Here is a 1,437-nt window from a genome sequence, read left to right on the forward strand (position 1 = left end):
CGACATCGTCCCCGCCGAGCACCGACACCCCACCGCAGCCGACCTGCTCACCTCAGTCGGCACCGATAACCACCAGGTTGTTTCTTGACGGCTTCACCTGCTGCGGAACTCCTTCCGCTATGCCGCCCGCCAGGACTGGGACAAGATCACGCGTGTCCTCAAGCCCGTCTACACCGCGGCGACCGAGGAGGCGGCACTCGATCGGTTCGCCGAGTTCGCCGACGCCTGGGGCAAGAAATATCCGGCGATCGTCAGGCTTTGGGAGAACGCGTGGGAGGAGTTCACCCCGTTGTTCCGCTTCACCACCGAGATCCGCCGCATCGTCTGCACGACGAACGCGATCGAGTCGGTGAACGCGCGGATCCGCCGGGCGGTCAAGGCGCGCGGACACTTCCCCAACGAGCAGGCCGCCTTGAAGTGCGTCTACATGGCCATCATGTCGCTCGACCCCACCGGCAAGGGACAAGCCCGCTGGACCATGCGCTGGAAGACCGCACTCAACGCCTTCGACATCACCCTCGACGGCCGCCTCTCCGCAGCCCGTCAGTAACTCCAATAACCGCAGTTACACCGCTCGTTTGACAGACCCGAGTGCGGTAGCCGTGGGTCTTGCGCGGACGGTGGTTGAGTTCGTGAGCGATGGCGTCCAGATCGGCCTGGCTGAACCTGCGGAGGTCGGCGCCCTTGGGGAGGACTGCCGAAGCAGCCGGTTGGTGTTCTCGTTGGTGCCGCGCTGCCATGGGCTCCGCGGCTTGCAGAGGTAGATTGGCATCCTGGTCTCGGTGGTGATGGCCTGGTGCTCGGCTATCTCCCGGCCTCGATCCCAGGTGAGAGTCCGCCGCAGGTGGGGCGGGATGCCGAGGAGGCTCCTGGTGAGGTGCGGAGTGATCTGCGCAGCCTTGATGCCCTCGGGCAGCGCGACGATGGTCGTGTAGCGGCTGGTGCGCTCGACGAGCGTGGCGACTGCCGAGGGCCGGGTGCCCATCACGAGATCGCCCTCCCAATGTCCCGGGATCTTGCGGTCTTCGACCTCGGCGGGGCGGGCGGTGATGGACACCATGCCGCGGATGATGCCCCGCCCGGTAGGCCGACGGGCGATCTTCGGGCGGCGCATGGGCCTGGCTGACCGCAGCCGCTGAGTGAGGCTGCGGTCAATTGCCTGGCGGCGACGGGGGTCGTAGAGCGAGAGGTAGATCGCTTCATGGGAGACCTGCATGGAGGCGTCACCGGGGAACTGGAGTCGCAGCCACCCTGCAATCTGCTCGGGCGACCAGCACAGAGCCAGCTTCGCCTCCACCAGTGCGCGCGCAGAGCCGGTCGTTGGGCGAGCTTGGCCTGCTTGGGCCGGCGCCCACGCGCGTAGGCGGCGGCATCGGCGGATGCGGCACGGTAGCGATCCCGGCCTCCGATACGGGCGATCTCGCGGGAGACGGTCGA

Annotated in this window: 1 protein-coding gene and 1 pseudogene; one reads left to right on the top strand and one right to left on the bottom strand. The window is 67.3% G+C overall.

Translation table 11 applies throughout. The annotated features are described in order from the left end of the window. Positions 1 to 91 precede the first annotated feature (91 nt). Positions 92 to 550 (top strand): annotated as a pseudogene (locus tag ABZT03_RS44495) (transposase); the annotation flags it as partial. A 15-nt stretch (positions 551 to 565) separates the two neighbouring features. Here the strand turns inward: ABZT03_RS44495 and ABZT03_RS44500 are convergent. Beyond that, a complete protein-coding gene (locus tag ABZT03_RS44500) occupies positions 566 to 1,297 on the bottom strand; it encodes an IS30 family transposase (protein ID WP_356050047.1) in 732 nt (243 codons plus the stop codon). Positions 1,298 to 1,437 lie beyond the last annotated feature (140 nt).

This window comes from Streptomyces sp. NPDC005574, assembly GCF_040605435.1.
Taxonomy (GTDB): domain Bacteria; phylum Actinomycetota; class Actinomycetes; order Streptomycetales; family Streptomycetaceae; genus Streptomyces.